Genomic DNA, 25,790 nt, shown 5'->3' with positions numbered 1-25,790 from the left:
CGCTTGATTCATACGACCGCGAGCGAACAGACCCCCTTTGTCCTTTTAGATGTGAAACAAACGTTCACGCTCGCGAATCGTAATCTCGTGAGCCTGTCGGTTAACGCCAGCAGTTACTTCCGACATAACGTCGCAGACCCTTTCCGATTTACGTTGGGAGGGCCCCTCCGTCTTTACGCTTCATCCATCGACGAATATCGAGGAACGGACATAATCCTCACGCGTGCAGCTTATCTACGACGCATCGCGACGCTTCCCACCGGCCTCGGTCACGGCGTTTATCTCGCCACAGGCTATGAGTCAGGAGAGATTTGGGCGCCGGAACGAAGTGCTGTGCTTCGGCAGGATGCGTTCAGCGGAGTTCTCTTGAGCACCCCCCTCGGTGCCATCACGATCGGAGGCGCGATCGGCGATGCTGGTCGTAGGAAAGTGTTCTTCACATTTGGCAAACTTTTCTAGTGTTTGTCCTGGAGACAGAGAGATGAATACGGCGGTCATTAGCGCTCTTGCTGCGGTCGGAGGCTCCTCAGTAGGAGCCCTTACGCCGGTCTTGAGCAACTATGTACTTCAGCGGAGTGTCACGCAGAGGGACATCCTGACGCGAGAGATATCTGATCGGCAGACTCTCTATTCCAATTTCATATCGGACGCCACGCGTTTGTATGCTGACGCACTCACCAAAAGTACTTTTAACCTGGCAGACGTAGTCGGGATTTACGCACTCGTTAGTCGCATTCGACTTGTCGGGCCAGAGTCTGTAGTCAAAGCCGCCGAAAGCGTAGTGAAGGCTATCGTGGAGCGCTACGGACAAGACAACCTGCCTCTTGAAGACATCGCAAGGGCTGCTTTAACCGCTGGAGTTGACCCGCTCTTTCAGTTTAGTACCATCTGTCGCCAAGACCTTCGAGACCTCGCTCACACTCGGGTTTAGTCGATTTGTTAAACGTGGAGGCAATATGACGAGCGAGGTGAATCAACTCACGTATGGCGGCATATTTCTTGCCGTTTTCGCGCAACAATTTTGCCTTCCTGTGCCATCGATGTTCTTCTTAATGACAGCCGGCGCACTCCTCGCGCGCGGCGACCATCATCTCAGTTGTTCGCTTGTGCTGCTTTGCGGAATGCTTGGCTGCCTTTTCGCCGATCTTTTCTGGTTTTGGTTGGGCCGACACTGGGGAAGCCGCGTGATTCGAGTGGTCTGCAGCTTCACTTCTGACCCCGCTCGCAGCCGAGCGCGAGCGCATGAAATCTTCGACCGCTGGGGACTTCGACTATTAGTTTTTGCCAAGTTCGTTCCGGGGCTTGACGGCGTCTCCCCTCCCGTCGCGGCTGCGGAAGGCGCCTCCTTGCGCGGCTTTCTCTTCTACGACGCGATAGGGTCCACGCTGTGGTCCGGCTCGTACATCATGGTTGGGTTTCTGTTTTCGAACCAGATCGACTCAATCATGCGTTGGGGAGATCACTTCGGTCGCGTCGCGGTGCTGGTCATCGGATTACCGATGCTACTCTACGCAACATGGAGAGGGATCTATATCTTCAGAATGATCCGCCACCTTCGGCTGCGACGCATCAGTCCCGCACGGCTTCAGGCGCGACTCGACAACGGCGATCCGATCGCGGTCTTCGATTTATTGAAGTTCGAGGCGCAAATGGATGCGATACCTGGTATCCCGGGGGCGCTCAGAGTTGATCCAACGCGGCTCCGAAATGCTCGCGAGTTCAGCATTCCAGCCGAGGTGGATGTGGTCCTGTATTGCTCGTCGCGCGGCAGCTTTGCGAGCGCACGTGTTGCTCAGGCGCTGAAAAAGCGTGGGATGACCAGAGTGTGGGTGCTGGAGGGTGGCCTGGAAGCCTGGACACTTGATGGCCATCCCACCACAGCCGAGCTCAGTACTCGTGAGGAAATCGCCGGCCGCTTGGGCATCCTACTTCCTTCGGATTTGCATTGATCTAAGTAAAGCCAGCGGCTTCCACACTCGCCGAGGCCGCGGCGACTCGGACCAAATGTTCGAATCCAACACTTTTTGGGGGGGAGGAATCAGCGTACCCCGGTGATATCTTGTCCCTAGAGACGCCGTCGGCAGACCGTCAGTCGGGCCGGCATGAATCGATTGCGTTCAATGCAACCGTTTTGAGGTCAAAGTATGGGTGAACCCACGCGCATCAAGATTCTCTGTGTCGATGATCACCATCTCATTCGGGATGGTGTCGCTTCTGCGGTCTTGGAAGAAACTGATATGGAGATCGTGGCACAAGCCTCGAACGGACGGGAAGCCATCCACTGCTTCAAACAGTACCGGCCGGATGTCACCTTAATGGACCTTCGCATGCCAGAAATGGACGGCATAGCTGCGACCGCTAATATTCTGGAAGAGTTCCCAAATGCTCGGATCGTCATGCTGACGACCTACGCGGGCGACGTCAATGCTTCCAGAGCTTTGAAGAGCGGGGCACGTGGATATCTCCTGAAGTCGATGCTTCGCACTGACCTTGTAACTACCATCCGCCGAGTACACGCAGGTCGGCGGCACATCCCTGCGGAGATCGCACAGGACATAGCCGCTCACATAAGTGCTGACGAATTGACTGTTCGGGAACTCGATGTCCTACGTGCCATCGCAAAGGGGCAATCGAATAAAGCGGTGGCGATTAGTCTCCGCATCTCTGAAGACACAGTCAAAGGTCACGTCCGCAATGTTCTCTCCAAATTGTGCGCAAATGATCGTACGCACGCGGTAATGATCGCCATGGAACGCGGATATTTCTGACGAATACTCGACATACCGTCTGCAACATGAGCTGGCGGTAAACGATGAGCTAGCGGTAAGCGACCTTTGCTCTAATGGAGAGTCGCACGACCGTGCCGCGCGGCTCATTTTTCTTGAATTCCAACGCTGCGCCAATCAGACCTGCACGTTCTCGCATTCCGAGGAGCCCAAAATGGCCGTCCTTGCCTTTGCCGCTCAAGGCGCTCCCCGGGATGCCAACTCCGTCGTCACCGCAAATCACCACCAGTCGTGTCTTTTCAAACTTAATCTGACATGAGATTTGCTCGGCCTCCCCGTGTTTCGCTGAGTTGGTGAGTGCCTCTTTAATGATGGCGATAACTTCGTCGTGGACAAGCTCGTTCATGCTACGCGGCTCGCCCTCGATAGTCACAACCACACTCTTTGCACTACTTTGTCCAAGCTCTTCGGCAAAGTGGACGACCTCGTTCGCGAGTGGGAGTTGCTGCGCGGATTTCGAGCGGATACCTCGGACACGATCTCGGCCAATCGCAAGAACCCCCTCTGCCTTCTCGATCGCTCCTCCTAAAGGCTTTCTGCGTGGATCGTCCGGTGGCATCTTGTTGACGCTGCTTTGAAAACTCCAGACGACGGCCTGAAAGCCCTGAAGAAGCGTATCGTGAAGTTCTCGCGCGATTCGGTCTCGTTCCGAGAAACGCTCTAAAAGCCGCGACTCTAACTTGGCAGCCATAATGCGGACGCGCAGAACATAAAGCGACCACAGCGCACCAGCAAACACCAGCAACAGCAGAATACGGAACCAAATCGTCTGGTAATAGGCTGGCGCGATAGCGAATTCGATCTTGTCGCCCACGGCATTCCAGACACCATCATTGTTGGACCCGACTACCTGAAACCTGTAGTGGCCCGGCCTGAGATTCATGTAAAAGGCCTGATGGCGGTTACCTACATCCTGCCAATCCATATCTACACCCGACAGGCGATAGCGGAAGCGAACCTTTTGGGGCGAAGCCAGACTGAGAGAGGCGTAGTCGATCTCCACTTCTCGGGTGTGCGCCGGCAGCTTGAAGAAATCGCTCCAGGGCAAGGTCCTGCGATCGGCAACGATCTGCTGGATATGCACCGGTGGAATTGTTTGATTCGGTAGAGCGAATTTCGGGTCGATAAATTGCAGAGGCCCCCCCGAGGTAAACCACAGGAGCCCATCGGATGATTGGGCGCTATTGGGGATGAACTCACCAAATCCGCCCGACGAGCCGTCGGTGGAATCGATGAGCAGTTGCGGACGAATGCGTTTCGTCGGATCCGCCACCCAAGCGTCAAGGTCGGATTTGTTCAATGCCATGACGCCACAACGCCCATAGACCCAGATGAGACCGGCCCCATTATCTAGCACGTTGTAGGTGGCATTGCACGGAAGGCCGTGCCCCTCGTCCAAGGTTCGCCATTCGTGTTCCTTGAAATACAGCAAACCATTCAAGCCCCAGCCCCAGACCGATCCATCTGGTTGTGCCAGGCCGTACTCCAATTGGAAGCCTGGCCTGTCGGCTGCTAGAACAGTGGCCATGCCGCCCTGGTACCGCATCACGAATCCGTGTTGCCCCAGAACCCAGAATCCTTCGTGAGGGTCGCGGACAAGAGAGGAGGCGCTCCGTGGCAGTGCGCTGAATAGAGCCAATACCTTGTTGCCTTCGACGCGAAGAACCTGAGTATGCGACTTGACGATAATTTCGTGCTGCGGGTCCTCGACGATCTGAGCTCGATCCAATTCTGGAGCATCCAGCGGAATCCATTTATCACCCAAAAAGCGGCCGGCTCCTTTGTCGGTACTAGCCCATAAGGTGCCGGTGTGGTCGAACATTAGCCCAACCACGAGATATCCCGGGAGGCCCTTACCGGTTGACATCGAAGTAATTTGACCATTACGTATGAAATTAAGCCCGCCGGTCAAACTCACTGCGACAGTGCCGTCTGGCCCAACAGCAACACCCTGAGCGTAGTTCGAGAGCATCCCCTGCTTGGGCGAGAGGGAGACTATTTTGGGACGGCGAAAGCGGTCGATTCCCGCTTGCGTGGCGACCCAAACGCTGCCTTCGCGATCCTCGTAGATGCTTGCAACGTCGTCTCCGGAGAGGCCGTCAGTCGATCCGAAGTGGTCTGCCTTTCCATTCACTACATGGTAGAGTCCGTTTCCGGTGGTTCCTATCCAGATACCACCGTCGCGGTCGTGCAGTAGGCGAGTGACCTGAAGATCCTGCCCGATGAGCCCGGCAGGATTGAAGCTCAGCCATTTCCCAGCCGTGAGCTCCTGTAATCCAAAGTGAGGGCCTTTTTCGGCAAACGCAACCAACGTTCGTCCGCCGCCGAGGTCCAAGGTGTCCATCGGGGCATGATCCGTCCCTTCAATCAATTCAGTGGTAAGAGGAAGCGGTGAAAGCACTGCCGTCGAAGCTTTGGTGATTCGCAAAACGAACGAGTTGCAGCCGATCCAAACCTGTCCTGCGTTATCCAGACTCACCGACTGCCCTATGGCACAAGATTTGCCGACACCACCGCCGAAGCACTGCATGGCGCCGCTCTTTGCCGCAATGCTGCAAAAGCCTTTGCCGTCTTGATTGCCGGATTTGGCGATCCAGATTGTGCCGTCCGGCTGTCGCACTACACCGTTGACACGCTTGGTGATGAGGAAGGAAACCTTGCCGCCTTGGAGCCGGGCCAACCCGGTAAGGGTCCCAATCCAGAGGCTCCCGTCGGGTTCTGGTACAAGGTTTTGAATTCCAAAGAGTCTCTTTGAGCCCGGCTGGCCTAGAGCCCATGGAGCGAAGGAGATGCCGTCGAACCTCTCGAGGCCATCGTCAGTGCCAATCCAAAGGTATCCGTCGGGGGTCTGCGTAATCGCATTCGGCGATCCCGCGAAGTAGCCATCCCGGAGTCGCCAGGCGAAGTGGGAATACTGCGACAACTGCAATGCCGGTGCGCCGACCGAAGAATCCGCAAAAGCACCAAACGCGCAAAGCAATAAGAGCGTGGCGGTCAACAGTTGCCGGCTGTTTGTTACGGCCCCGCGTGGCATACTAACCTCCTGCTAATGTCAGGTACGACGCAGAGACGCCCGAAGGCCACGAGTCAACAGCACCAAACTAACTTCTTTCGGATGTTGTTCCATTGGGACCAGCGCAAATAGGCTTGTCTACGTCGCTTCAGCTAGCAGTTTAGGCGGAGATGGGGGGGCGTTGCCTCCCCCAAAAGGACTGGCTTGGTCGCCCCCACAAGAGTTTGAACGTTGAAGATTGAGGCACACGAAGATTGCGAGACGCCTAAAAGGAGAAGCACCAAACCCGGCGCTCATAGTACTTTGAACACGGCGGGCGCCTCATCGATCAAACAAATATTGCTGCACCGCCCGTGCGTCCACATCCACCTCCGGTGCAACTGCTACTCGACACTTAAGGATTGCCAGTCTCCGGAGCATCTGGGGCCTTAGCGGACCAATCCACACTTGGTCGATCGAGTATGGGAGCAACGTGGACGTGTCCAAAGTATTCCCAGGCCCATTCGAGGAAGGTCTCTATCTTCGCTCTTGCGGTAGTTAGAAGGAGCGCATGCACACCTAGCCATGCAGCGAACGCAAGTGGCCCAGTAAGAGTGTGATGGCTGGAACCGACTTCAGCGACAGCTGCATCCCTACCCACCATCGCCATGATGCCCTTGTCGAAATACTTGAAAGGTGTTGTCAGTTCTCCCTTAGCATCGGCTGCGATGTTGTCCGCGCAATGCTTTCCCGCCTGCTGTGCGACGGATGCCAATTGCGGAAGTGCATGACCGTCATCACCTTGAATATTCGCGAAATCGCCGAGAGCATACACGCCGGGGAAGCCATTAACCGTGAGATTTTCATCAACGTCAATCCTACCTCCCCTCCCTGTCTTCACTCCGAGAGCACCAGAAAGCGATGATGCTTTGAGCCCGCCAGCCCAGATGACCAAATTAGCAGGAACGATTGAACCATCCGACAGAAGTACCTCTGTCGGGGTGATTTGCTTTACGGACTTTCCGAAGCTCAGGCGGACACCACGATCACGAAGGATGTCCGAAGCGTACTCCTGCGATTTTCTTGTGAATGGGACGAGCACGTTGGCGGCCTGATCGATCAAGGTCACAGAGGCTTTCTTCAGGTCGGCATCTTTGAATACCGTGTCAGGAGTGCGCTGAAAGACATCCGCAATTGCGCCGGCTATCTCGACACCAGTGGGCCCGCCGCCGACAACCGCAATCCTCAGGCGATTTTCGCCTTCGCGCCAGCCGTTCCGATCCGAAGCTTCTAGCAACTCAAGCAAGCGCGATCTCAGCCGTTCTGCGTCCAAGAGCGAGTACAAGGGAAAAGCAAATTCTGCGACACCTGGTATGCCGAAGAAGTTGGCCTCCGCGCCAACGGCAAGTATCAGGTAGTCCCCGCTATATTCGTCGCCATCCCGCGTACGTGCAGTTCGAGTAGTCATGTCCACTGAGGCGACTTCGGCCATCTTGATGTTTACGTTCTCATGTGAGGACAGAACGGCTCTGAGGTTGAACGCAGCGTTGTCTGGCGACAAAACACCCGTTGCGACTTGGTACAGTAACGGCTGGAACTGTTGATAGTTATTTCGGTCCAGCAAAGTGATCCGAAAATTCTCGTGACGGGCCAATCTCCGAGCGCAGTTCAGCCCCGAAAAACCACCCCCGACAATAACTACGTGCTTCACCTTGCTACGCTGCATAATCCTCCTCTGGCCTACTTGTCGAGCAGCCGATGCTCAACATGGAGTCTGGGATTAATTGCCATCGGGAAGACAGACAGCACGACCACGCAATCTGCCATGTTCCAAGTCGTCATACGCCTCAGCGACGCGCGAGAGCGGATAGCGATCCACGATGGATTCGATCCTTCCGAGTCGAGCGAGGTCGACAATCTCTCGAAGGTTGGTTGTACCGCCGTTCAGGCTTGTGGATAGTTGAGCTCCCCATGGGATCTGATCCAATCCGAACGGCACGGTCTGTAAGCCGCCCACGGCTCCGACGAGTGTCAAACGCCCCAGCCGCGCGAGCGCTGAAATTCCCATCGTGAGGGTTGCAGACAAGCCAACGCAATCGAGTATGAAGGTCGCACCAGCACCAGAGGTGATTTCGCGAATGTGGGCTGCGCTGTATGCGTCGCTGGGAAGCGTTATATCAGCTCCATGCTCCTTCGCAAGATCCAAATGCTTCTGATCATTGTCCAGAGCGATCACTCGCGCTGAGGTCAACGTACGAAGAAATTGCACAGCAAGCAATCCCAGACCTCCAGCACCTACAACCACTGCCGTGGAACCAGGGACGAGCGCAGGAAGGGCGGGTTTGATGGCGGTATACGTGGTGAGCCCAGCGTCCGTGAGCGGTGCTGCGAGAACAGGATCAAAATCTCCGATGGGAACGGCGAAGCGGGCCTCGACGACCATGTACTCCGCCAACCCGCCATCGAAGCCCATGCCAGCTCCAATCATTCGCTTTAGGAAGTAACAAAAGTTTTCCTCGCCGCGCCTGCAGGGTGGGCACTTACCGCAACTACCCCATAGTGGAACGATTGCGATAGCCTCGCCGACGGAGAAACCAATCACGCCCTGGCCGACCTCCTCGATGACACCCGCAACTTCGTGCCCCATCGTGAAAGGCGGCTGCGTGTCTCCCCAGTCCTCTTTGCTTCGTCGCCTTACCGCTCCCAGATCGGTGTGACAAAGGCCACAAGCAGCAACCTTGATAAGAAGTTGCCCCGCAGAAGCGGTAGGCTTCGGGACATCTTGGAATTGGGGCGGCGCCTGGGGTTCAAGCATGCGATAAGCAATCATTTCGACCTCTCGATGGATACGGTTCTTGATGCGACAACAAGCGTCCTTACTTAGGATCTACTCTTTCGATCGCTTTACCCGATGAGGGCACTTATTGTGAGGTCTTCTTGATCGAACTGAAGGGGCAAGCGCCTTCCAAGTCCCAGGCCGCCTGTCGCCCCTTCCATCCTCCGGTGCGAAGTGCAACCGACACCTCGTAGATCCCGCGGCGAGCTGCGAGAATCGGATCATTGGAGACCTCGATCCCGTCCGTCAGGCGCGTAGGATCGTGCAGCATCACCGGGTCGCCGATCTCTTCGACCGTTGTTGGACGGATCAGTTCGAGTCGGCCAAGCGTGACGCGTGGGCGACCAGCTGCCCACGGAGCATTGGGGTCGTCGATAGGGTCACCCTCGCCGGCAAGTTCAAGCACAAGATCAAAGCCCACCGGTGCATTCCGGAGGCGCTCCTCCAGCTCTTCAAAAAGATAGTTCTGCGGAAGCGCAAGCAGTTCTTCACTCGTCTGGCTTGCGACCCCGGCGACAGGCTCCCAGTGATACCGTCCATACTGCATTTCGTTGGCTGCGCTGACGAATCGAAAGGCATGAAGAGCGTGAAACTCAGTTTGCGCGAGGCTTAGCGCAGCCGGCACAGCCTGGATGACTTGGAGAGCATGTGCAACCCACGGCCGGGTTGAGGCGAACTCTCGAAGTTTTTCTAGATTTGGTTCGCCGTTCGGAACTTCAGGTCGGGCTGCTTGCAGCAAGCCAACAGTCTCTTCGGGTGTTCGAGTTGGAAACAGTGGAACCGTCAACCCAATGAGATCCGTGACCGTACCATTCGGCAGGAAAAACTTCACTGCAATGGAAGGTGCGCCTGAAGGTCCAAGAGGATTGCCCGACGCACTCTTCGAGTGACGTACCGTCGCGGGGACCGATTGCCCCTGCATATGAACAGCGCGTGTCAGTGCCTTGGCGGCGGGAGTGGCCGTGAATGTGGCAGCGTAATATCTGCCCGCCGCATGAACATCACGATACCCGGCGTGGAACCCTTGGAAGTTCTGGTGGATCAGATCTACTAGTTCTTCTGCGAGGACATACTCACCATGATTCATATTTCGTCTCCTGACTGATGTGTTGGTAGAGCTTCCCAATCGACACGTTGGCACGTTCTAGGACTGTGCTTGATCGAGGAGATTTTCGAAGGCCGCGAGTACCCGCTGTCCTTTCCAGATCTGCCGGACCGTCACGTCGGGATATGCGGAATAGAAAACGAGCGATTGCAGTTGGTACTTCGCGATATAGCTCCAGATCTCAGGATTGCGCACGCCGGGATAACCTTCTGAATCTCCGAAGAATTCGTCAATCTGATCAGGGATCAGGGTCGAGAAATCCTTGATGTACTGTTCGAACCCACCATCGTAGGTGCTCGCAAAGAGAAGCCGAGTGTCGTTGTCGAAGATCGCATAGCGGAAGTCGTGAACCGTGGCTATGTGATCGATCGATTTAATGGCGTCGCCAAATGTTTTGGCTTTCGCCCTCATCCGCTCTGCGCCACCTTCTTTCAATGGAAGGAGAATAAGAAACTCGTGCGCCTGTCCCATCTGCAGGCCTTGATCTTTCATACCTTCTGGTGATGCTGCTTTGGAAACTGCCGCATTTTCGCTCATTGATCTGACTCCTTGATGTTGTGAACTTCATTCATGCCTGAAGCGCTTGACGCACCAGCGCTCCCCTCTTAGGGCAACTCCGCTATCCACCTCAAAGCCTGCAACCCCGGCATGAAGCAATATTCACCACCCTTGAGCGTCACAAACTGAGGGAGGCCATGCAGCCGGCGCCGAATGGGAGCCTTCGGGATCGTGAACATCTTGTCCGCCTGATCGTTGCCGATAATCGGGTCCTGTTCTGTACCCGAGTTGATGAAGTTGCCGTCCGTGATCCACTGCGACTGCACGAATTCGAACTGCTGCGTGAGGTGTGTCCCAATCAAGAGAAAAACCCCTCCCCGATCTACGCCATCGTCTTGCAGAACGCCTTCTGGAAGTGGCGGTCCATAGTTCGTACCCCGGCGAAGAAAGTGGTGCAGATCGACCGCGACAAATTCTCCGGCAAGAGCGTCACGTGGATTCACGCGGCGGATGTGAGCGCTAAACGGACACTTGAGCGCTCTTGTGTCATCGGCATAACCAAAGGCGTTATTGCGGCTTAGATCGGCTCCGAGCTCGGCGTCATCGTGTTCAGGAGAGAGCACCAGAGGCGCTCCACTTTGCCATCGGCCAAACATCTTGGCCGCCAGAAGAAGTTCCTCTTCCGGGGAGGACGCCTGCTCACGCAAGTACGTTCGGAAGGCGGCAACGTGCGTCTCAAGTTTGCGAAAGGCGAGAAAGGTTCCGTTCTTTCGAAGCTCTTCGGGCTCTGGTGCGGTTGCAGTAGCTCCGAGTTCGTCCGGGTATCCCAGGACAAACTCACCAGCCTTGATCGGACGTCCAAAGCCGGGATAAACCTTGCTACCGCTGCCTTCCACTACAGGATTATGAAGGCCGTCTCTGAAACCGAAGGGATTACGTCCATCGGGGAGCTCGTGGAATCTCAGCCTATAGATGACTGATATTCCGGGTAAGCCGAGTAGGGCATACCTGGCTCGATCGAGAACCGCATCAAGATTGCGGTCGTCGCTGGAATAGATGGCCAGCGTTGCATGCAGATCTTTTGTGCCGAAGGGGCGTTCCCAATTCTCCGGAGCATTTACGCCAACGTCATTCAGGATGCTTGCACGTGCAGCCATCCCTTGCTTGAACTCCTCAGGGAAGCTATCCAATGATGCTTGCGGCAGATCGAGGGCCTTGAGGCCTTCGTAGGTAAATGCAATACCAAGCCATGCGGGCAGACTTGGCACCCACCATTCATCCGACGGTGCGACATAGGGCAAAATGCGCGACAGCATCGTTTTGCCCTGTCGGGCGTCATCGATTCGGAGTCCGACGTACTCGCCCCGATACGGCGTCGGTCTTGGACGCAGGACGGTCGCCTGGATGTCGCACAAGTCCAAGGCTGGAGCCACCTGCATCGCTTTTGGGTTCTCGTTTTTGTTCGTCATTGCCGCGCCAGCTCTCCAATGTGAGGAGGATGCAGATGCACCCTATCGACCAACCTTGATGTGAGTTTCCGTTGATTCGCCGCATGTCGGTAAGCCCCATAACTGTGGAGTTATGCCAGTCACTTTGGGGGGGAGGGCGGAAACGCCGTACCGGACCAGATTCAACTTGCCTGGTGAGACTTAGATCACGTATTGCACCGGCGATCATAATCGCCGGTTTGGCTGGACTCTACGAAAGAAGCACTTTCTCGAATTCAGAACACCGAGATTTGTCGATGCCTTTGCGGACCTGCAAATCGTCGATACGACTGTGCTAGTTCGCACACTCGGCCAGTAGGGTAAGCACCTGATCCTTCAGCAGAATCAAACCGAGCTGTGTTCCGAGTAGGGAGGTCCTGGCGGTCGCGAGATTGGCTCTTGAGCGTCCCACTTCCGAGGCCAGACCGGCATCTTCGCGGAATCGTCGTTGAGCTACCCGAGACTGTTCTTCCCGGACCGCCACATTTGCCGTCACAACGGACATGAGTTGCTGCATCTTCCGAATGTCGTCATAGACCGCTGAGACCTGGATCGAAACGTCAGCCTTCGTCTGGGCAAATTGAAGCTCAGCCATCTGCAATTGAATCTTCGCGGCCTTAAGATGCCCTTCGCGGGTACCGCCGTCGAAGAGGTCGTAAGAGATAGTGCCACCAAACGTCCCAAAATTATGGACGAGAAATGGTATTCCGCTCTGGTAGCTATAACGTGCCACCCCTGTAACATCTGGTATGTAGGCCGTCTTCGCAGCGGAGAGCGCCGCCTTAGCCTTTTCTACGTCTTGTATCGCAGCAAGCACTTTTGGATTCTTCGCCTCGATTTGCGCTATCGCATCAGCCTCGGACGGAATAATTGGACCTTCCCCAACTGAAGCGGAATCAAGCTCCAGGCGGGTTCCTAGAGGCAGCCCTACGACATCGTCCAACTGCAGAACAAGATCATCGATCGCCAACCGCGCAATCAGGCTTTGTCGTCGCGTTTCAAGCAGCGATGCTCGGGTCTCCAAGCCTGCGATCTCCAGGGATTTGCCCTCGGCAATATCGTTCGTACTCTCCTCATTCGCAACGACGCTTGATTGAATCGCTGCGTCAGCCGCCTTAAGCTCCTCCTGCTTCGTGAGAATCTCGAAATAGAGCTTGTGAGTCAGAAGGGAGACGGAGTTTGCGGCGTCGGCTGCGTCGATCTTTGTGATTTCAACCTCAGCGTTAGCAGCTTGTACTCCAGCATGCACTTTAAAAAGTTGTGTAATGGGTTGAACGAGACCGGTCCCGCTCGTATAGGTCTTCTGTGATCCTTGGCCTATGACTAGGGTCTGACTCGGGACAAGACCAGCAACGCCGCTCTGCGAGAGAGCCCCAGCTGGCACGACTACTCCCTGCAGGGCCGTCACATAGAGGGCAGTCGACTCATTCTTGATATGCGGATAGTAGCTGGACTGAGCAATCTTCCTCTTGGCCTCTGCCTGTGTCACGTCAAGGCTCGCAAGTTCCACATGCCTGTTGTGCCGCATTGCACGCGTCACGGCGTCTTGCAAGGTCAGGTGAACTAAGGGACGTCGCTCAACGTTTCCGCTCGGTTCGGTCTCAGCATTCGTGGACGCCTGCGCGATTCCAGTTCGCGCTGCCAACAAGAGGAGGAGGGACAGAATCAGGATGCGCAAGGCACCCCCTTCACGGCCTTCGGGTCTAACCTTATCAACATCTACAGATCGCATGTTTGTTCTCTCCGTCTCTACTTGGTCGGGGATACGCCCTGCACTGACAGCTGCTTGTACTGCAGTTGCAACGTGCCCATACATGCGATCACAAGGAGGCAAGCGGCCGCTGTGTACGCCACCACCAGAAAACCGTCCGCGACCGCCATGGTGAAAGCCTGCGATCGAATTGTCAGGCCAAGTAGCGCACCTGCCCGTGCGCCCGCAATATCGGGGCTTGAGTAAGGCAGCATCGCACTCGAAAGTGGCAACAGCCGCTGTGTTGTTGCGATACCGCCGGTCTGCACGTGTAGACCGAGCGCATTTGAGTGAATACGTTCCCGATGTTGCAAAAAGAATTGGATGAATGAGGCCCCAGCTTCGCCGCCCATCAGCCGGATGCTTTGAAAGAAACCCGCGAACGTCAGCACGTCGATGGGGCGGCGCAGGGCGCCAGAGTTGATTGCTTCCAACACAATCGTGCCGACGAGGCCGGTGAAGGCAAATGCCTCACCGGTTGCCAAAACGAGCTGAGTGATCTGAAAGCTGTTACCGGACCAGCTTGATGCCAGATGCGCATTCACAGTGCATCCACTGGCGACGAGTGCAAAGCCGAGTGCCAGAATCAGCCGCGAGTCAAGCCGAGCCAGAAGAATGATGGCGAATAAGGTTACGAGCACTTGCGGAACCGCCACCCAAAGAAGCACAGGACCGGTTTGTTCGGCGCTGTACCCTTGGGCGCTGGCTAGAAAAGAGGGCACCAAAACCACTGTCGCTAGGAGCACAAAGCGGAACAGCATGATGGTCACCCCCAGGAGCAGGGTGTTCCCACTTCCGAGGAAGCGGAAGTTGATCAACGGATTAGGTTGAGCGAAATGACGGACCGCAGCGGCTATCCCTAGGAACAGACCCGTAACGAGCATGGCGACAAAGAGGTTGGATCGCCACCAATCGACGCGCTGCCCTTGGTCGAGCGCACCGTAGATGAGCGCCATGCTGAGACTTGCGTAGAAAAAGCCAAGCCAGCTTGGCTTCGTCTGGTTTGGAGCGGGCTTCGGTAGAGGCTGTCCAGGAATTCCAAAGTAAACAAACAGCATCATCACGGGGGCAAGCGCCGCGTCCGTCCAGAAGATCCATCTCCACGAGAGTGCATGCATCATCCACGCCTGATAGGAATGTGCGACATGGGTCGTGACCACGATATCCAACGAGTAGGCTCCGATTCCGAACACCAGGTATTTCAGTGGTAGGTTCCGGAGGACGAACGAGAGGGCGAGCGGATAAAACGTTCCAGCCGTCAGGCCGGCGAAAACCAGCAAAGCTATAAAGATTGAGAAAAGACCACAGAAGGGCAGCGCCACGCAGATGAGAGAAAAGAGAGCCGCACAGGATAGAAGAACCCGCCGAGGACCAAGGAGACCGCCAAGGTAAACAGAAAACGGTCCGATGAACATCAAGCCCATGTTGTAGGACGTGCCTACCCAAGAGGCGGCATCAGAGTCCAGATGCATCGCACCTCTGAGATCGGCGGACCCCACACTAATCAAACGCCCCAAGAATGTCGCCAGCATCGCGCCGAGGAGCACCCCAAGGATTCCCAGGGCTGGATAGGTCTTACCTTGTAACGGTGGTGGAGACTGTTCTTCGCCTTTGGTGCTCATTTGACTACCCTGGTGCCAAACGCCGGGCGAGCGGGAACCGCACCATCCGAGGCGTGGATTGTCACAACGGCGGAAAAACCCGGCTTCAATCGACTAATTGCCTCTGAAGAATCCAGTGCGATTCGGACCGGAATGCGTTGTACTACTTTTGTGAAGTTACCCGTGGCATTGTCAGGCGGCAGCAGAGCGAACTGTGATCCGCTGGCTGGCGATACCTCAGCGACATGTCCATGAAGCATCGTTGCAGGAAGAGCGTCGATTCGCACATCCGCCCTATCTCCTAGCCGGACCCCTCCTAGCTGTGTCTCGCGGTAGTTCGCCTGTATCCACACTCCGCTTTGCACCAGCTCGACGATTTGCGTTCCCGCGCCAACGAGTTGACCTGCATGCACACGGAACTCGCCAACGCTGCCACCCGCGGGTGCGTAAATCTTCGTATAGCCGAGATTCACTTGCGCAACCGTAATGGCCGCCTCCTTCGCTGCAATCTGAGCCCTCAGAACACTGTCCTTCGCATTCAGCGCCGCCCGCTGCTGTCCGGCTCCTTCCAATGCGGCCTGCGAGGAGGCGACGCTGGCAGTGGCACGCACAAGATCGGCCTGCCGTGCATTGAGCGCAGCCAATGCCTGGTCGCGCGACGCTTGCACTGCTTCAAATTGCTGCTTGGTCGCGGCCTTATCTACAAATAGACGCTTCTGCCGCTGAAACTCGCTCTCCGCGTGCCGGACGTCGGCGTTGGATGCATCGATCCCAGCTTGTGCCCCGACGCGTGTTGCATCCGCAGCAGCGATTCCTTCTCTCGCAGCAGAAACAGTCGCGTCCGCAACCCGTTTTGCATTCTGATTGGCTTGATATTCCGCATTTGCAGCTGCCAAAGCGGATTTCGTTTCTGAAACGACCGCCTGGTAGTCCGAATCCTCGATCTCTACGAGAAGTTGCCCGGCTCGGACGAGTTGATAGTCTCCTACGTTCACGCGCTTGACGGTTCCACTTACGCGTGTGCTCAAAGGCGTCTGATCAGCTCGCACATAGGCATCATCCGTCTCCTGTTCTCCGCTGCGTGCAGACAGCGACGGCCATCCGAACCGGATGAAGAGGAAGAGGCCAAGAGCCAAGGCCAAAATCACGACTGGAACCAAAACGGAGCGTTTCCACATAAGCGACACCTGGCATCTTTCTCTTGCGGTTCAAAGCAATGAGGCCGTTGCTTGAGAGTAGGTGACTTACTTCGTTTCGAGAACCGCCTTTACAGTGGTTTTGATCCCACACTTTCGGACTGACTCTTAGCCTTTTGAATCAAGGGTGACGTCGGTGTGATCGCCTTGCTGACACTCTGCAGAAGCAGAGACTCAGAACCCTATGAAGGCAAGCAGATCTTCGTTCACTTGTTTGGCATGCGTGGTTGGCATTCCATGAGAGGCTCCTGGATAGAGCTTGATCGTGGAATTCTGTAGAAGACCAGCCGTCTTTTTTGCGTAGGTATAGGGAACAACCTGATCGTCCTCTCCGTGTAGTACAAGAGTTGGCACTTCAATCTGTAGGAGGTCTTCCGTGAAGTCAGTTTCGGAGAAGGCCTTGAGACAGTCGTAATGGGCTTTCGCCCCGCCCATCATCCCCTGTCGCCACCAATTTCGACGGATCGCTTCTGAGACTTTTGCGTCAGGTCGGTTATAGCCATAAAACAGCAACGAATTGTCCTCATAGAACTGGGATCGGCTATTCGCGGTCGCTTCGCGAACGCCATCGAACATTTCGATGGGAATACCCGTCGGGTTCTTGTCGGACTTCACCATCAACGGCGTGACAGCACAAAGAAGCGCAGCCTTGGCAACCCGCCCTTTGCCGTGTCGCGCGACATACCGTGCGACCTCTCCTCCCCCAGTGGAATGCCCAATATGTACAGCCTCTCGAAGATCCAGCTCTGCCACTAACTGAGCCACATCGTCCGCGTACGTGTCCATGTCGTTGCCGGTAAACGTTTGGCTGGATCGGCCATGTCCCCGTCGGTCGTGGGCGATCACTCTGTAGCCACATTCCAGGAAAAACATGAGTTGAGGATCCCATTCGTCTGCCGAAAGTGGCCAGCCGTGATGGAAAAACAATGGTTGTCCTTTACCCCAGTCCTTGAAATAGATCTGGGTACCGTCCTTTACCGTAAACATGCTCATAACACTTCCTTTTGAACGTGGCTAACAGGCGTTTAGAAAGAAATGATTGACATCACTCCGAAATGAAGGCGAGTAGATCTGAATTGATCTGAGCCGCATGTGTGGTCGGCATCCCGTGCGGGAAACCCGCATACACCTTGAGGGTCGGCTTCTTGAGCAACTTGGCGGATAGCGGAGCAGAGTCTGCAAACGGTACGATTTGGTCGTCATCGCCGTGCATCACGAGAGTCGGGACTTCAATCTGCTTCAAGTCTTCCGTGAAGTCTGTCTCGGAGAAGGCCCCGATGCAGTCGTACTGCGCCTTAATACCGCCCATCATGCCCTGACGCCACCAATTGGCTCTCACGCCTTCGGAGATGGTCGCACCAGATCGGTTATATCCGTAAAAAGGCAGCGTGAGATCTTGATAGAACTGGGGACGGTTGCTCAACACGGCGGCTCTCATAGCGTCGAATACCTCGCGAGGCAGGCCCCCCGGGTTGGTGTCTGTTTTCACCATGAGAGGTGACACGGCACTGATGAGCGCGGCTTTCGCCACCCGCCCACCCCCATGTTTCGCCACATAGCGAGCTACTTCGCCGCCGCCAGTGGAGTGCCCGACGTGAATCGCGTTGTGTAGATTTAAGTGCGCTACAAGTTCAGCGACATCGGAGGCATAGGTATCCATCTCATTGCCCGTCCACGTCTGGGAGGACCGCCCGTGACCTCTGCGATCGTGGGCGATAACACGAAAGCCCTTCGCCAGAAAAAACATCATCTGACAATCCCAATCATCCGCAGACAGTGGCCATCCATGATGAAACACGATGGGCTGGCCTGTACCCCAGTCTTTGAAAAAAATCTCGTTCCCGTCTTTCAAAGAAAACGTTGGCATAGAAATTCTCCTTCACGGCCGTTGCCGGCGGTTCTAAATCTCGAGCAGATCATATGGACACGCGACTGAAGTTCATGCAGAGAGCAGGCGATGGGACGTCCTGGGGAACCGCGTTATTGGTAGGAATTGCGACCTCATTTGGGGCGGAACCCAGCCAAATAAAGTGCCAGATCGAGTGATGCACTTTCTACTTTTTGTGAACGAGTAGAATTTGCAACTGGGTCTGGAGTTGCCAACTTGGACCGCCGTTTGTAGTCCGAACGTCATTGAAGATTTGAGTGCGCGCATTGAACGGTTGTTTACCAATCAGAAACACACGACCAATGCCGCCGCCGAGAGGCACAGTCCAGCGCTGGCTGCGAGATGCTGTCCAATCTGCAGTGATTACGGTTGAAGACACACCGTACCAGCCCTTAGCCATGTTGTAGTAGACGAACGGTTGAATCGTCAGCTGATTGACATGGTGATGATTGATGCCCGCGAACTGGTTATTGACGAGACCGCCGCCAAGCCAATGGCCTCGGCGATAAAGCGCGACCATCGTCGGACCGCCGCCCCATTTATTTGTTCCCAACACCTTATCGGTTGCTGTGGGAAGCCAGAGTTGAGGCCCCGCACCCCAAAGAAAATTGCCTTGCCTAAGAGGTGTTAAATAGAACTGCGGTTGGATGTTTCCCAGACCATAGTCAACCCCTTCGGAAGGCGACAATCGAGGCACCACCTCCACCGGAACGATCGTGCGCGATATGACGGCCCACTTTGAAGAGAGCTTGAACGGGATCACTGGTTCCAGCAGAAACGCGTCTCCGGCACGCCGATAGGGACCCACACCATAGTCCACATTGTTTTGAAGAGGAATGCTTATAGCTGCTGCGACAGGATTTTGCGCCGCGTCCTTTGCAGCGGCCGACACTGCCTGCTCGGGCGCAGATACCGAAGACGGGCCTGTAGTGTTTGAGGAGGTCACCTGGCCGCGGGCGAGACAAGCCGAAAGGCCGTAGATCGAAACCACAATACCACGCCGCATCAGGCGGTGAAGACGATCTAGTCTGCGGCTTGGGAGGGTCGGGCTGGAGGTCGTTCTGTACATGGATATCCTTTCAGGTCGCTCTGTTGGTCTAAAGATTTTGGCCAAATCTGGATTATTTGATTTGCAGGCCGAAACGATAGTTCACGCCCACGCCGACATAGAACCTATCGTTCGCGCCGCCGAAACTGCCGTTTGGATTGTTCTGGTCGGCGGAAATCTCGGCCCCAGTCAGGCGGGTGTACGCAGAGAACGCGTATACGAAGAAATCAGGACTGACTCCGCGCGCGAACTCTCCCAGGTATGTCGTGGCCGTGCCGTGCTGCCCTGCCGAGTTGACTTGACGGGCGCTGTCGAACTTATACATACCAATGATTGAGTACTCTTTCTTCAGGTCGTACCGAGCTGCGAAGTTGACATAGTGATCTTTGCGTTGCAGGCTATTCCCCAAATTCAGTGCGAGGTCTGTATTCGCAAGTGGCGACGTGCTTCCCGGTACTGGGCCCTTGCCGTTTCCTGTGTCACCGAAATCAGGATCGCGTAACGTATCGAAGAAATAGCTATAAAGTTTCAGGTTCTTATGTGTGTAATCCACACCCCCGCCATAGACGTCCAGGGAGTGCTTGGTCGCATCCTGACTATGGGCGATCGTGCCCCCAAAGAAAAACGGTTTTGTGTCGTAGACCGCGCCCGCTGCTGTGGTGGTGCCGGCTCCGCTTGATCCCGGAACTCCACCCGGGGAGTAGCTAAAAAGGATTTTGCTCTTCCCGATCGTCGCCACATCCTGGATCGAGCTGTCAAAGCTGACGCCAAAGATGAAGCAGTCCCAAGCGCTGGGATACTGAGCTCCATGTGCATACGGATCAAGTGGTGCGGTTGCTGCAAAAGCAGCTCCATACTGTCGGCCGACACTGACAATGTTGAACACCGGACCGATCTTGGTTGTGAACCCCATGTAGGCTTGACGGCCCCAAAGCTGCCCTTGATCTTCGAGCGTTCCTCTGTTTAGGAGAAACCCCGACTCGACTTGGAATAGGCCACCCAATCCCTTGCCGAAGTCTGCCGAACCGCTGATGCCCGCGAGAGAGCCGCAGCACAGACCGTAGCCCCCTGCCACCAGTGAGTTGCCGCGTTTGCCATCGCTGGTAGGGTTGTTTGTCGAGTCCACAACCGAGGTGTTGAATAAGGCGTAGACGTTGAGTGTGACCGGCTTCGTAGGCTGTGTAGCAAACGCAGCCTGAGCGTTCAGCTTCGACATGAAGCCGAAACCGCAGAGCATCGTCACACACCCGAGCCTGAGTAATATCCTGTTTCTCATAATGACCCTCCGCTGGTGGCCCAAGAGTGCTAGAACTGTTGTGGTTTGCTGTTTACATGGCAAGTACCACGCAGTGTTTCTCGTCCGTAACCGGTTAGCTCGGCACCGCCTGTGCGTCGATTCAACCGAACGCTTTGACCGGCAGCCGTGAGCCTCAGAGTTCCAGTTATGAAGTCTGGAGTCGCCACAATGTTCTCCAGAGGAAACCAATCCGCAACCGTCGCGTGTGTTCCTTCCGCGAGAACGGCTTTCGGCAGGTAGACTCGTCCGCTCGATCCTTTCAACTCGACTAGGACCGTTCTGTCCACATGTGCGCTGTTCTGGTCGGAGTCAGGATTCGTAGGGTTGCCGAACCCATAGGCAGCCGACTTGACGACGCGGGATTGTTCGGCGGTCTGGACGCTGGTGCAGCGCAAGGAGAGTTCAAGCGGTGGTGCTACCTGAGCTTGCTGAGCGAGAAGCGAAGATCCGCTCAGCAACAGCATCGTCATCATCGCACGGTTCATAAGACCTCCAGATATTTCGTGACAGGGTATGCAAGGCCAATCCCAACACGAGGAAGATTGAAAAGATCAACCGGCGTATGCGGCTTGAACTACAGTCTCGATGGGATTGCCTGATGAAGGAACGTCATGAAGTGGCGATAGTAGACAGTCCGATAGAGTGGACAGAACCCAACTCAAATGTCGCGAGCGCGAAGGGAGCAGCGAGACGTATTCGCAGCGGAAAAAGCGGGCCGATACCGTCTTCGGTATCGGCCCGCTCGCTGGAACTATGCACATGTCAGAGGCGCGCTACTGCACACATCGTTGACTTACTTCGTAACATCAACACTCAAGTGAGAGGAAAATACCCACTCACCGCCGATCTTGCAACAACCGTACACCGCATACTGCCTGTCGTGAAGCACGGTCCCGGCCAGGTGACGAAGCTCCGTCTTGATCGTCGCTAGACGGTCACCGTAGAACACTACTTCGGAGCTATCGATCATTGTCTTGTCTACGCCAGTGGTAGGGCCGAACATAGTGCTGTAGAGCGCAATCATATCTTCCGGGGTGCTGAGGACCTTCTGAATGACCTCAGCCTCGCCCGTATCTACTAAGAACAGGGCGGGAAGCTTCCAGAACGTAGGCAGCTTCTCCAGATGATTGCTTTCACAGGCATCACAGTAAGCACGATACCTTGCTTCGATTTCTTTGACGTCGTTGTCGCGATTCATGATTGTCTCCTTGTCGAACTTGAGCCGGGCTGCTGGATTCATCGCTGCGGACGACCGAAGTAATTCCCGCCCTAGCCTTCACAGTGTGGAGCAGCAGATGGGAACAACAAAGATCAGGAACTATGGGTAGACCTCAATCATTTTGGGGGGGCGGAATACAACCGCGAATGGTCCAATCAGCCGTTGTACGACCTGGATATTGGGCGTTTGAAGACTAACGAGTTCAAACAGGGGGAAGGCGCAGGAGGAGGTAGCAGAGGGGAAAAGTGCAGGAAGGGGGAACGTCTTCCTGCCGCGCAGCCGGCGAGCGAAGGCCGGAAGACAGCGGGAACGTGGGTTCAGGGAGAAACCGAAGGGGTGTCTTCCTGCGCGATTTTTTTTACGCAAAGAAACGAGAGGCGGCAGGTTCGCCGCCCCTCGAAGAATCGAACCTTAGGCCGCTTTCTTAGCCTTGGGTGTTGGCTTCACTCCCGGCTTGGATTCCTTCTTCGCCCTGGCCTTGGCTGCAAACTCCTGCTTCACCTTCTGACCGATGGCCTCGGTGTCCACCTTGTACAGAGCGGCGGCACCCTTGAGGACACTCGTTCCGTTGTGACGGGACGCGGCTAAGAGAATGGTCGCCTCCACCATGAGCCGGGATAACGTACCTTCATCGGTGCGGCGCATGAAGGCTATTAGCGTCTTCGCAATGCCACCCTCGTCCCGCTTCTGACGGATGCCGTGCTGCCGTGCCACCGTCTCGATGCGTGATTCATCCAAGACGCTGACCAATTTCTCCAGCACGAAGAAAAGATCGCGCTTGAGCAGGCGTACTGGTACGGCGGCACCGATTGCAGAGAGGACGCGAAGCCCGGTTGAATTAGCGATGGCCTGATCGCGGCGCTGCTTCTCCTGTTCCGCCTTCCACTTCGCCTCATCCCGTCCGCTGGTTTGCTTGGGATGGTGTACCGGGCAACTCATGTTCGCGCACACTTTGTGGATGGTGCCGACGTCACTGCCCTCGGTGATGATGGCCTCGGTGGTGTACTTGCACTGTTTGAACTCGGGACGCTTCGCCTCGTCGTTGGACTTCGGGCGGTCGTCTCGGATGGCGGTGTACTTGTTACGCGGGATGACGGGACTGCCTTCCTGCTGCACACCATAGGCCGTGCTGATCTGCACCAGCTCCGGTTTCGCGGCGATGGTCTTGGCGACGTGTGCCTCCACCTTCGCCTGATAGCAGGTCGGGTCGGTGCATTGGTCGCCCTGCTTGCCAAGGTCATCGCCAAACAAGAGCTTGTTGTGCCCGGTGCGCTTGGGGCAATCGGCGCAACTGCCAGCGGCAGGCACAAGCTGCGCATCTCGCTTGTTGAACGGCGCATCTTTGAGGATGAGTAGGACGTTGGTTGCAATCCAGAACTGAAGATTGCGGACAGGCAGCAGAACCCGCGTGGGCTTCTCGCCTCCGTTGTACACCTCTTTGAAGCAAGCTTTGAGAGCCTGTTCCTGCTGGTCGGCTGGCAGTTTCGCCAGCAAGAGCGCATGGCCTACGCCGATGGCATCGGCATAGAATGCTTCGACGGCTACGGGAGCAAGGTCACTCAACTTGAGGCGTTGCGCCACAAACGCAGGAGTCTTGCCGACTTTGGCGGCAATCTGCTCGATGCTGTACTTGGGGTCTTCCAAGTCCAGCAATGCGCGGAATCCCTGCGCTTCCTCCATCGGGTGAATCTCCGACCGAATCAAATTCTCAACCAACTGAGCCTCCAGTGCGGCGGCATCGGAGAGATTGACGATGCGGACGGGGACGGTGGGCTGCTCCGCGATCTGCGCGGCGCGATAACGCCGTGCTCCCGCAATGATCTCGAAGCCATTCTCTGTGAGCGGACGAACGAGCAACGGAGATAAAACACCCTGGCTGCGGATGGATTCCGCCAACTCCTTCAAGGCGGTTTCCTCAAAGGTGCGGCGCGGGTTGGTCTTCGATTCATTCAGGAGTGCAAGCGATACGTTGCGGTATTCGGTGGCGTTGATGACTTGGGTTTCCATGATGGTGTGCTCCTTTCGAGCGGTTGGGGGCTGCGGTCGCAGAGCGGCATGAGTCGTGCGTGTTCCGCTCCAAGGTGAGCGGACTAGCCGACGATGCACTTGTCCGTGAAGACTGCGGCGAAGCCTTGCTGTCGCAGGTTGTTGTCCCACGTCTTCGCAAAGCTCTCGTGCTGTGCGTGTAGCTGCGGGTGATAGCAGTAATTCCCCTCACGGATGAAGCGGCTCCACTGCTCTATCCCTGCGTAGTCATTTCGCCAATAGAACGGATTTAGGTGCGCTCCACCCGCGACGCCAAGCTCAAAGCACATCTCCGGGTCACGCATGGCGTCACCGTTCTGTTCGCCGTAGTGACAGACAGAGATTGCAGGGAGTCCACACGGCCCAGACTCGTCCACTGCTTCAATGACAAGCTCCATGTAGGGCGGGTTTTCGATCTTGAGGTAGAGGTTGGGTCGCCAACCTCCGGCCTTCTGCAGGATGGCAAGTATGGTCTTCATGCCGCCACCTCTTCCGGCTGTGCTGCGGTGGCGGGTTCGCTGTCCTCGGCCTGAACAGGCGGCTCAAGGGCTGAGAGAATCACGTTGGCGGTCTGCTGGATGACTTCCAAGCTCTCGGCCAACAGCGAAGCGTTGCCCTGATAAAGCTGGATGTAGTCAGCGGACGCGGTTCCGTTGATAAGACCAATCGCTTTCCCGACGACGAAAGCCACGGCCTCGGCTTCCAACTCACGCACGGTCTTCGTGGTTGCCGTGCGGCGTTCGGCCTTGTGCATCATTTCGTGCGCGGTTTCATGCACAAGCGTTGAAAACTCTTCGGCCTTCGACTGCCCGGAAAGAATGGCGATGCGTCCGCCGTAGCTCTTGCCGAGTGCTCCCTGCAAGTCGTCGCGGTAGACAAGCTGGATGCCTTGTACGTTCAGGAAAGCGGCCAGACGCTCGATGTTCTCGCCGGGGTCGCCGTTGACTTCGTGCATGGATGGCAGGTCTACCCCGTTGGTCTGCGACACGTCGAAGACATAGGCATTGCGAAAGCCAAGCAACACCCGCTCATTCTGCTTCGTGATGTCCTTCTCGGCTTCCTTGTTTTTCTTGCGGCGAACGCCAATCATTGGGGCGAGAATGCGAATGCCCTTGGCTCCTGCGTTGACGCTGCGCCCCATGTTCTTCCACGTCCAGAAGCCTGCAACGCGGGTTGCCGTTGGCATCTGCCGTGCGATTTCGAGGACATTGCCAAAGCTGTAGTTATGAAAGCGGCTCATGGCCGTGAGGTAGTTGGTGAGGGCGTCGGACTTACCAGCTTCCAACTGCTCAATCAAGAGCTTGATGTTGGCGGCGATGAGTTCCTGTTTGGTGAGCGGCTTTTTGCTGTCGATGGTGGTGACGTTGTTGGTGGTCGCGTTACTGCTCATGGTGTCTCTCCTTTGCGGTTGCTGTTGCGGTTGCTTTTCATGCCATGCGTGGCATGTACCTACATGCCGAACGCCTCCTGGCGAAGGCGGGGCGGCAAGGCGCAAGGGGAGCGGGTATCTCCCACCCGAGGCTTTTGGGAGGGCGCGGTTGTATCGCGTGATTTTTCGGAACGAAAAATTATGGGGAAACCCCTTGCGCCGCGCCAGGGCAGCGCCCTCAGCGAAGGTTTGGTTTCCTTATTCGCGTGCATCAAGCACGCAGGAATTGGCAGGGTCGCGTTGCGGCAGGAACAGGCCGCTGTGGAGGGTGGCGGAAGACGCGGGAGCGGCTGGAGACAGGCGAGGAGCGCAGCTCCTCCCTAAAAAACAAGAGGAGAATCCTTCGCGCTTGAATGGCTACTTAGGGCTTATCCCGGCTGAAATAGCTGCTTGAAGAATTGCCTTGCAGAGGCGTTTCAGAGGATGATGGTAGGCGGGACGGGCACGCACCGTCCTGGGGTATGGAAACCCCAAAGTAAGCAAGAGGCACGCTCAACCGTGCCGACGTATCCCTACGCCTTTGCGGTCGGGGTGCCTGTGACGTATGTCCAGGCCCCTAAAGCTAAAGGTCACAGGAGCCGTGCTTACTTCGGCTTTCCAACTCCCCGACCACGGGTTCATAAGGCAGATTGC

20 protein-coding genes and 1 pseudogene are annotated in these 25,790 nt (G+C 56.0%); 3 read left to right on the top strand and 18 right to left on the bottom strand.

The window, feature by feature from the left end; genetic code table 11:
- The 3 genes and pseudogenes from JAO32_RS14890 to JAO32_RS14880 form a co-directional block, all read left to right on the top strand.
- Window positions 1-459, top strand: a pseudogene (locus JAO32_RS14890) (patatin-like phospholipase family protein); the annotation flags it as partial.
- Window positions 460-956: 497 nt separating this feature from the next.
- Window positions 957-1,949 (top strand): VTT domain-containing protein, encoded by a 993-nt coding sequence (locus tag JAO32_RS14885; protein WP_334241772.1) that lies wholly within the window; start codon window positions 957-959, stop codon window positions 1,947-1,949.
- A 195-nt stretch (window positions 1,950-2,144) separates the two neighbouring features.
- On the top strand, window positions 2,145-2,768 hold the full coding sequence (locus tag JAO32_RS14880) for a response regulator transcription factor (RefSeq protein ID WP_334241771.1): 624 nt from the start codon (window positions 2,145-2,147) through the stop codon (window positions 2,766-2,768).
- Window positions 2,769-2,817: 49 nt separating this feature from the next.
- Here JAO32_RS14880 and JAO32_RS14875 read toward each other — a convergent pair whose 3' ends face one another.
- From JAO32_RS14875 to JAO32_RS14790, 18 genes are all read right to left on the bottom strand, one after another.
- Entirely contained in the window at window positions 2,818-5,784 is a 2,967-nt protein-coding gene (locus tag JAO32_RS14875) for a sensor histidine kinase (RefSeq protein ID WP_334241769.1), read from the bottom strand.
- A gap of 409 nt (window positions 5,785-6,193) precedes the next feature.
- Complete coding sequence (locus tag JAO32_RS14870; protein WP_334241767.1) at window positions 6,194-7,504, bottom strand: NAD(P)/FAD-dependent oxidoreductase; 1,311 nt, start codon at window positions 7,502-7,504, stop codon at window positions 6,194-6,196.
- A gap of 54 nt (window positions 7,505-7,558) precedes the next feature.
- Window positions 7,559-8,593 (bottom strand): NAD(P)-dependent alcohol dehydrogenase, encoded by a 1,035-nt coding sequence (locus tag JAO32_RS14865; RefSeq protein ID WP_334241765.1) that lies wholly within the window; start codon window positions 8,591-8,593, stop codon window positions 7,559-7,561.
- Between the two features lie 106 nt (window positions 8,594-8,699).
- Window positions 8,700-9,701 (bottom strand): catalase, encoded by a 1,002-nt coding sequence (locus JAO32_RS14860; protein ID WP_334241763.1) that lies wholly within the window; start codon window positions 9,699-9,701, stop codon window positions 8,700-8,702.
- A gap of 57 nt (window positions 9,702-9,758) precedes the next feature.
- Entirely contained in the window at window positions 9,759-10,256 is a 498-nt protein-coding gene (locus JAO32_RS14855; protein ID WP_334241762.1) for a hypothetical protein, read from the bottom strand.
- Between the two features lie 68 nt (window positions 10,257-10,324).
- Window positions 10,325-11,686 carry a Dyp-type peroxidase gene (locus tag JAO32_RS14850; RefSeq protein ID WP_334241760.1) on the bottom strand — a complete coding sequence of 454 codons (1,362 nt, stop codon included), beginning with the start codon at window positions 11,684-11,686 and terminating at the stop codon, window positions 10,325-10,327.
- A gap of 313 nt (window positions 11,687-11,999) precedes the next feature.
- Window positions 12,000-13,436, bottom strand: coding sequence for a TolC family protein (locus JAO32_RS14845; RefSeq protein ID WP_334241757.1), 1,437 nt, complete (start codon window positions 13,434-13,436; stop codon window positions 12,000-12,002).
- A 17-nt stretch (window positions 13,437-13,453) separates the two neighbouring features.
- The gene (locus tag JAO32_RS14840) at window positions 13,454-15,076 is read right to left on the bottom strand and encodes an MFS transporter (RefSeq protein WP_334241755.1); all 1,623 of its coding nucleotides are present in this window, start codon (window positions 15,074-15,076) and stop codon (window positions 13,454-13,456) included.
- Window positions 15,073-16,233 carry an HlyD family secretion protein gene (locus JAO32_RS14835; protein WP_334241753.1) on the bottom strand — a complete coding sequence of 387 codons (1,161 nt, stop codon included), beginning with the start codon at window positions 16,231-16,233 and terminating at the stop codon, window positions 15,073-15,075. The genes JAO32_RS14840 and JAO32_RS14835 overlap by 4 nt, the downstream gene beginning before the upstream one ends.
- A 192-nt stretch (window positions 16,234-16,425) precedes the next feature.
- Window positions 16,426-17,244 carry an alpha/beta fold hydrolase gene (locus JAO32_RS14830; RefSeq protein WP_334241751.1) on the bottom strand — a complete coding sequence of 273 codons (819 nt, stop codon included), beginning with the start codon at window positions 17,242-17,244 and terminating at the stop codon, window positions 16,426-16,428.
- Window positions 17,245-17,296: 52 nt separating this feature from the next.
- On the bottom strand, window positions 17,297-18,118 hold the full coding sequence (locus JAO32_RS14825; RefSeq protein ID WP_334241749.1) for an alpha/beta fold hydrolase: 822 nt from the start codon (window positions 18,116-18,118) through the stop codon (window positions 17,297-17,299).
- Window positions 18,119-18,305: 187 nt separating this feature from the next.
- Complete coding sequence (locus tag JAO32_RS14820; RefSeq protein ID WP_334241746.1) at window positions 18,306-19,208, bottom strand: neuromedin U; 903 nt, start codon at window positions 19,206-19,208, stop codon at window positions 18,306-18,308.
- A 52-nt stretch (window positions 19,209-19,260) separates the two neighbouring features.
- Entirely contained in the window at window positions 19,261-20,403 is a 1,143-nt protein-coding gene (locus JAO32_RS14815) for a porin (RefSeq protein WP_334241744.1), read from the bottom strand.
- Between the two features lie 89 nt (window positions 20,404-20,492).
- On the bottom strand, window positions 20,493-20,969 hold the full coding sequence (locus JAO32_RS14810; protein ID WP_334241742.1) for a hypothetical protein: 477 nt from the start codon (window positions 20,967-20,969) through the stop codon (window positions 20,493-20,495).
- Window positions 20,970-21,277: 308 nt separating this feature from the next.
- Window positions 21,278-21,682: a hypothetical protein gene (locus tag JAO32_RS14805; RefSeq protein WP_334241740.1), complete on the bottom strand. Its 405-nt coding sequence runs from the start codon at window positions 21,680-21,682 to the stop codon at window positions 21,278-21,280.
- Between the two features lie 432 nt (window positions 21,683-22,114).
- The gene (locus JAO32_RS14800) at window positions 22,115-23,710 is read right to left on the bottom strand and encodes a ParB/RepB/Spo0J family partition protein (RefSeq protein ID WP_334241739.1); all 1,596 of its coding nucleotides are present in this window, start codon (window positions 23,708-23,710) and stop codon (window positions 22,115-22,117) included.
- A gap of 83 nt (window positions 23,711-23,793) precedes the next feature.
- Window positions 23,794-24,207, bottom strand: coding sequence for a DUF6908 domain-containing protein (locus tag JAO32_RS14795; protein ID WP_334241736.1), 414 nt, complete (start codon window positions 24,205-24,207; stop codon window positions 23,794-23,796).
- The gene (locus tag JAO32_RS14790; protein ID WP_334241734.1) at window positions 24,204-25,118 is read right to left on the bottom strand and encodes an ArdC family protein; all 915 of its coding nucleotides are present in this window, start codon (window positions 25,116-25,118) and stop codon (window positions 24,204-24,206) included. Before JAO32_RS14790 ends, JAO32_RS14795 begins: the two co-directional genes overlap by 4 nt.
- Between the last annotated feature and the right edge of the window lie 672 nt (window positions 25,119-25,790).

This window comes from Terriglobus sp. ADX1 (assembly GCF_036877645.1).
Lineage (GTDB): Bacteria > Acidobacteriota > Terriglobia > Terriglobales > Acidobacteriaceae > Terriglobus.
The sequence above is the reverse complement of the archived record's forward strand: the minus strand, read 5'-3'. Positions and strand labels throughout refer to the sequence as shown.

Coding starts and splice junctions, on each gene's coding strand:
- JAO32_RS14885 (WP_334241772.1), top strand. CDS start 957: ATGACGAGCGAGGTGAATCAACTCACGTATGGCGGCATATTTCTTGCC.
- JAO32_RS14880 (WP_334241771.1), top strand. CDS start 2,145: ATGGGTGAACCCACGCGCATCAAGATTCTCTGTGTCGATGATCACCAT.
- JAO32_RS14870 (WP_334241767.1), bottom strand. CDS start 7,504: ATGCAGCGTAGCAAGGTGAAGCACGTAGTTATTGTCGGGGGTGGTTTT.
- JAO32_RS14865 (WP_334241765.1), bottom strand. CDS start 8,593: ATGCTTGAACCCCAGGCGCCGCCCCAATTCCAAGATGTCCCGAAGCCT.
- JAO32_RS14860 (WP_334241763.1), bottom strand. CDS start 9,701: ATGAATCATGGTGAGTATGTCCTCGCAGAAGAACTAGTAGATCTGATC.
- JAO32_RS14855 (WP_334241762.1), bottom strand. CDS start 10,256: ATGAGCGAAAATGCGGCAGTTTCCAAAGCAGCATCACCAGAAGGTATG.
- JAO32_RS14850 (WP_334241760.1), bottom strand. CDS start 11,686: ATGACGAACAAAAACGAGAACCCAAAAGCGATGCAGGTGGCTCCAGCC.
- JAO32_RS14845 (WP_334241757.1), bottom strand. CDS start 13,436: ATGCGATCTGTAGATGTTGATAAGGTTAGACCCGAAGGCCGTGAAGGG.
- JAO32_RS14840 (WP_334241755.1), bottom strand. CDS start 15,076: ATGAGCACCAAAGGCGAAGAACAGTCTCCACCACCGTTACAAGGTAAG.
- JAO32_RS14835 (WP_334241753.1), bottom strand. CDS start 16,233: ATGTGGAAACGCTCCGTTTTGGTTCCAGTCGTGATTTTGGCCTTGGCT.
- JAO32_RS14830 (WP_334241751.1), bottom strand. CDS start 17,244: ATGAGCATGTTTACGGTAAAGGACGGTACCCAGATCTATTTCAAGGAC.
- JAO32_RS14825 (WP_334241749.1), bottom strand. CDS start 18,118: ATGCCAACGTTTTCTTTGAAAGACGGGAACGAGATTTTTTTCAAAGAC.
- JAO32_RS14820 (WP_334241746.1), bottom strand. CDS start 19,208: ATGTACAGAACGACCTCCAGCCCGACCCTCCCAAGCCGCAGACTAGAT.
- JAO32_RS14815 (WP_334241744.1), bottom strand. CDS start 20,403: ATGTCGAAGCTGAACGCTCAGGCTGCGTTTGCTACACAGCCTACGAAG.
- JAO32_RS14810 (WP_334241742.1), bottom strand. CDS start 20,969: ATGAACCGTGCGATGATGACGATGCTGTTGCTGAGCGGATCTTCGCTT.
- JAO32_RS14805 (WP_334241740.1), bottom strand. CDS start 21,682: ATGAATCGCGACAACGACGTCAAAGAAATCGAAGCAAGGTATCGTGCT.
- JAO32_RS14800 (WP_334241739.1), bottom strand. CDS start 23,710: ATGGAAACCCAAGTCATCAACGCCACCGAATACCGCAACGTATCGCTT.
- JAO32_RS14795 (WP_334241736.1), bottom strand. CDS start 24,207: ATGAAGACCATACTTGCCATCCTGCAGAAGGCCGGAGGTTGGCGACCC.
- JAO32_RS14790 (WP_334241734.1), bottom strand. CDS start 25,118: ATGAGCAGTAACGCGACCACCAACAACGTCACCACCATCGACAGCAAA.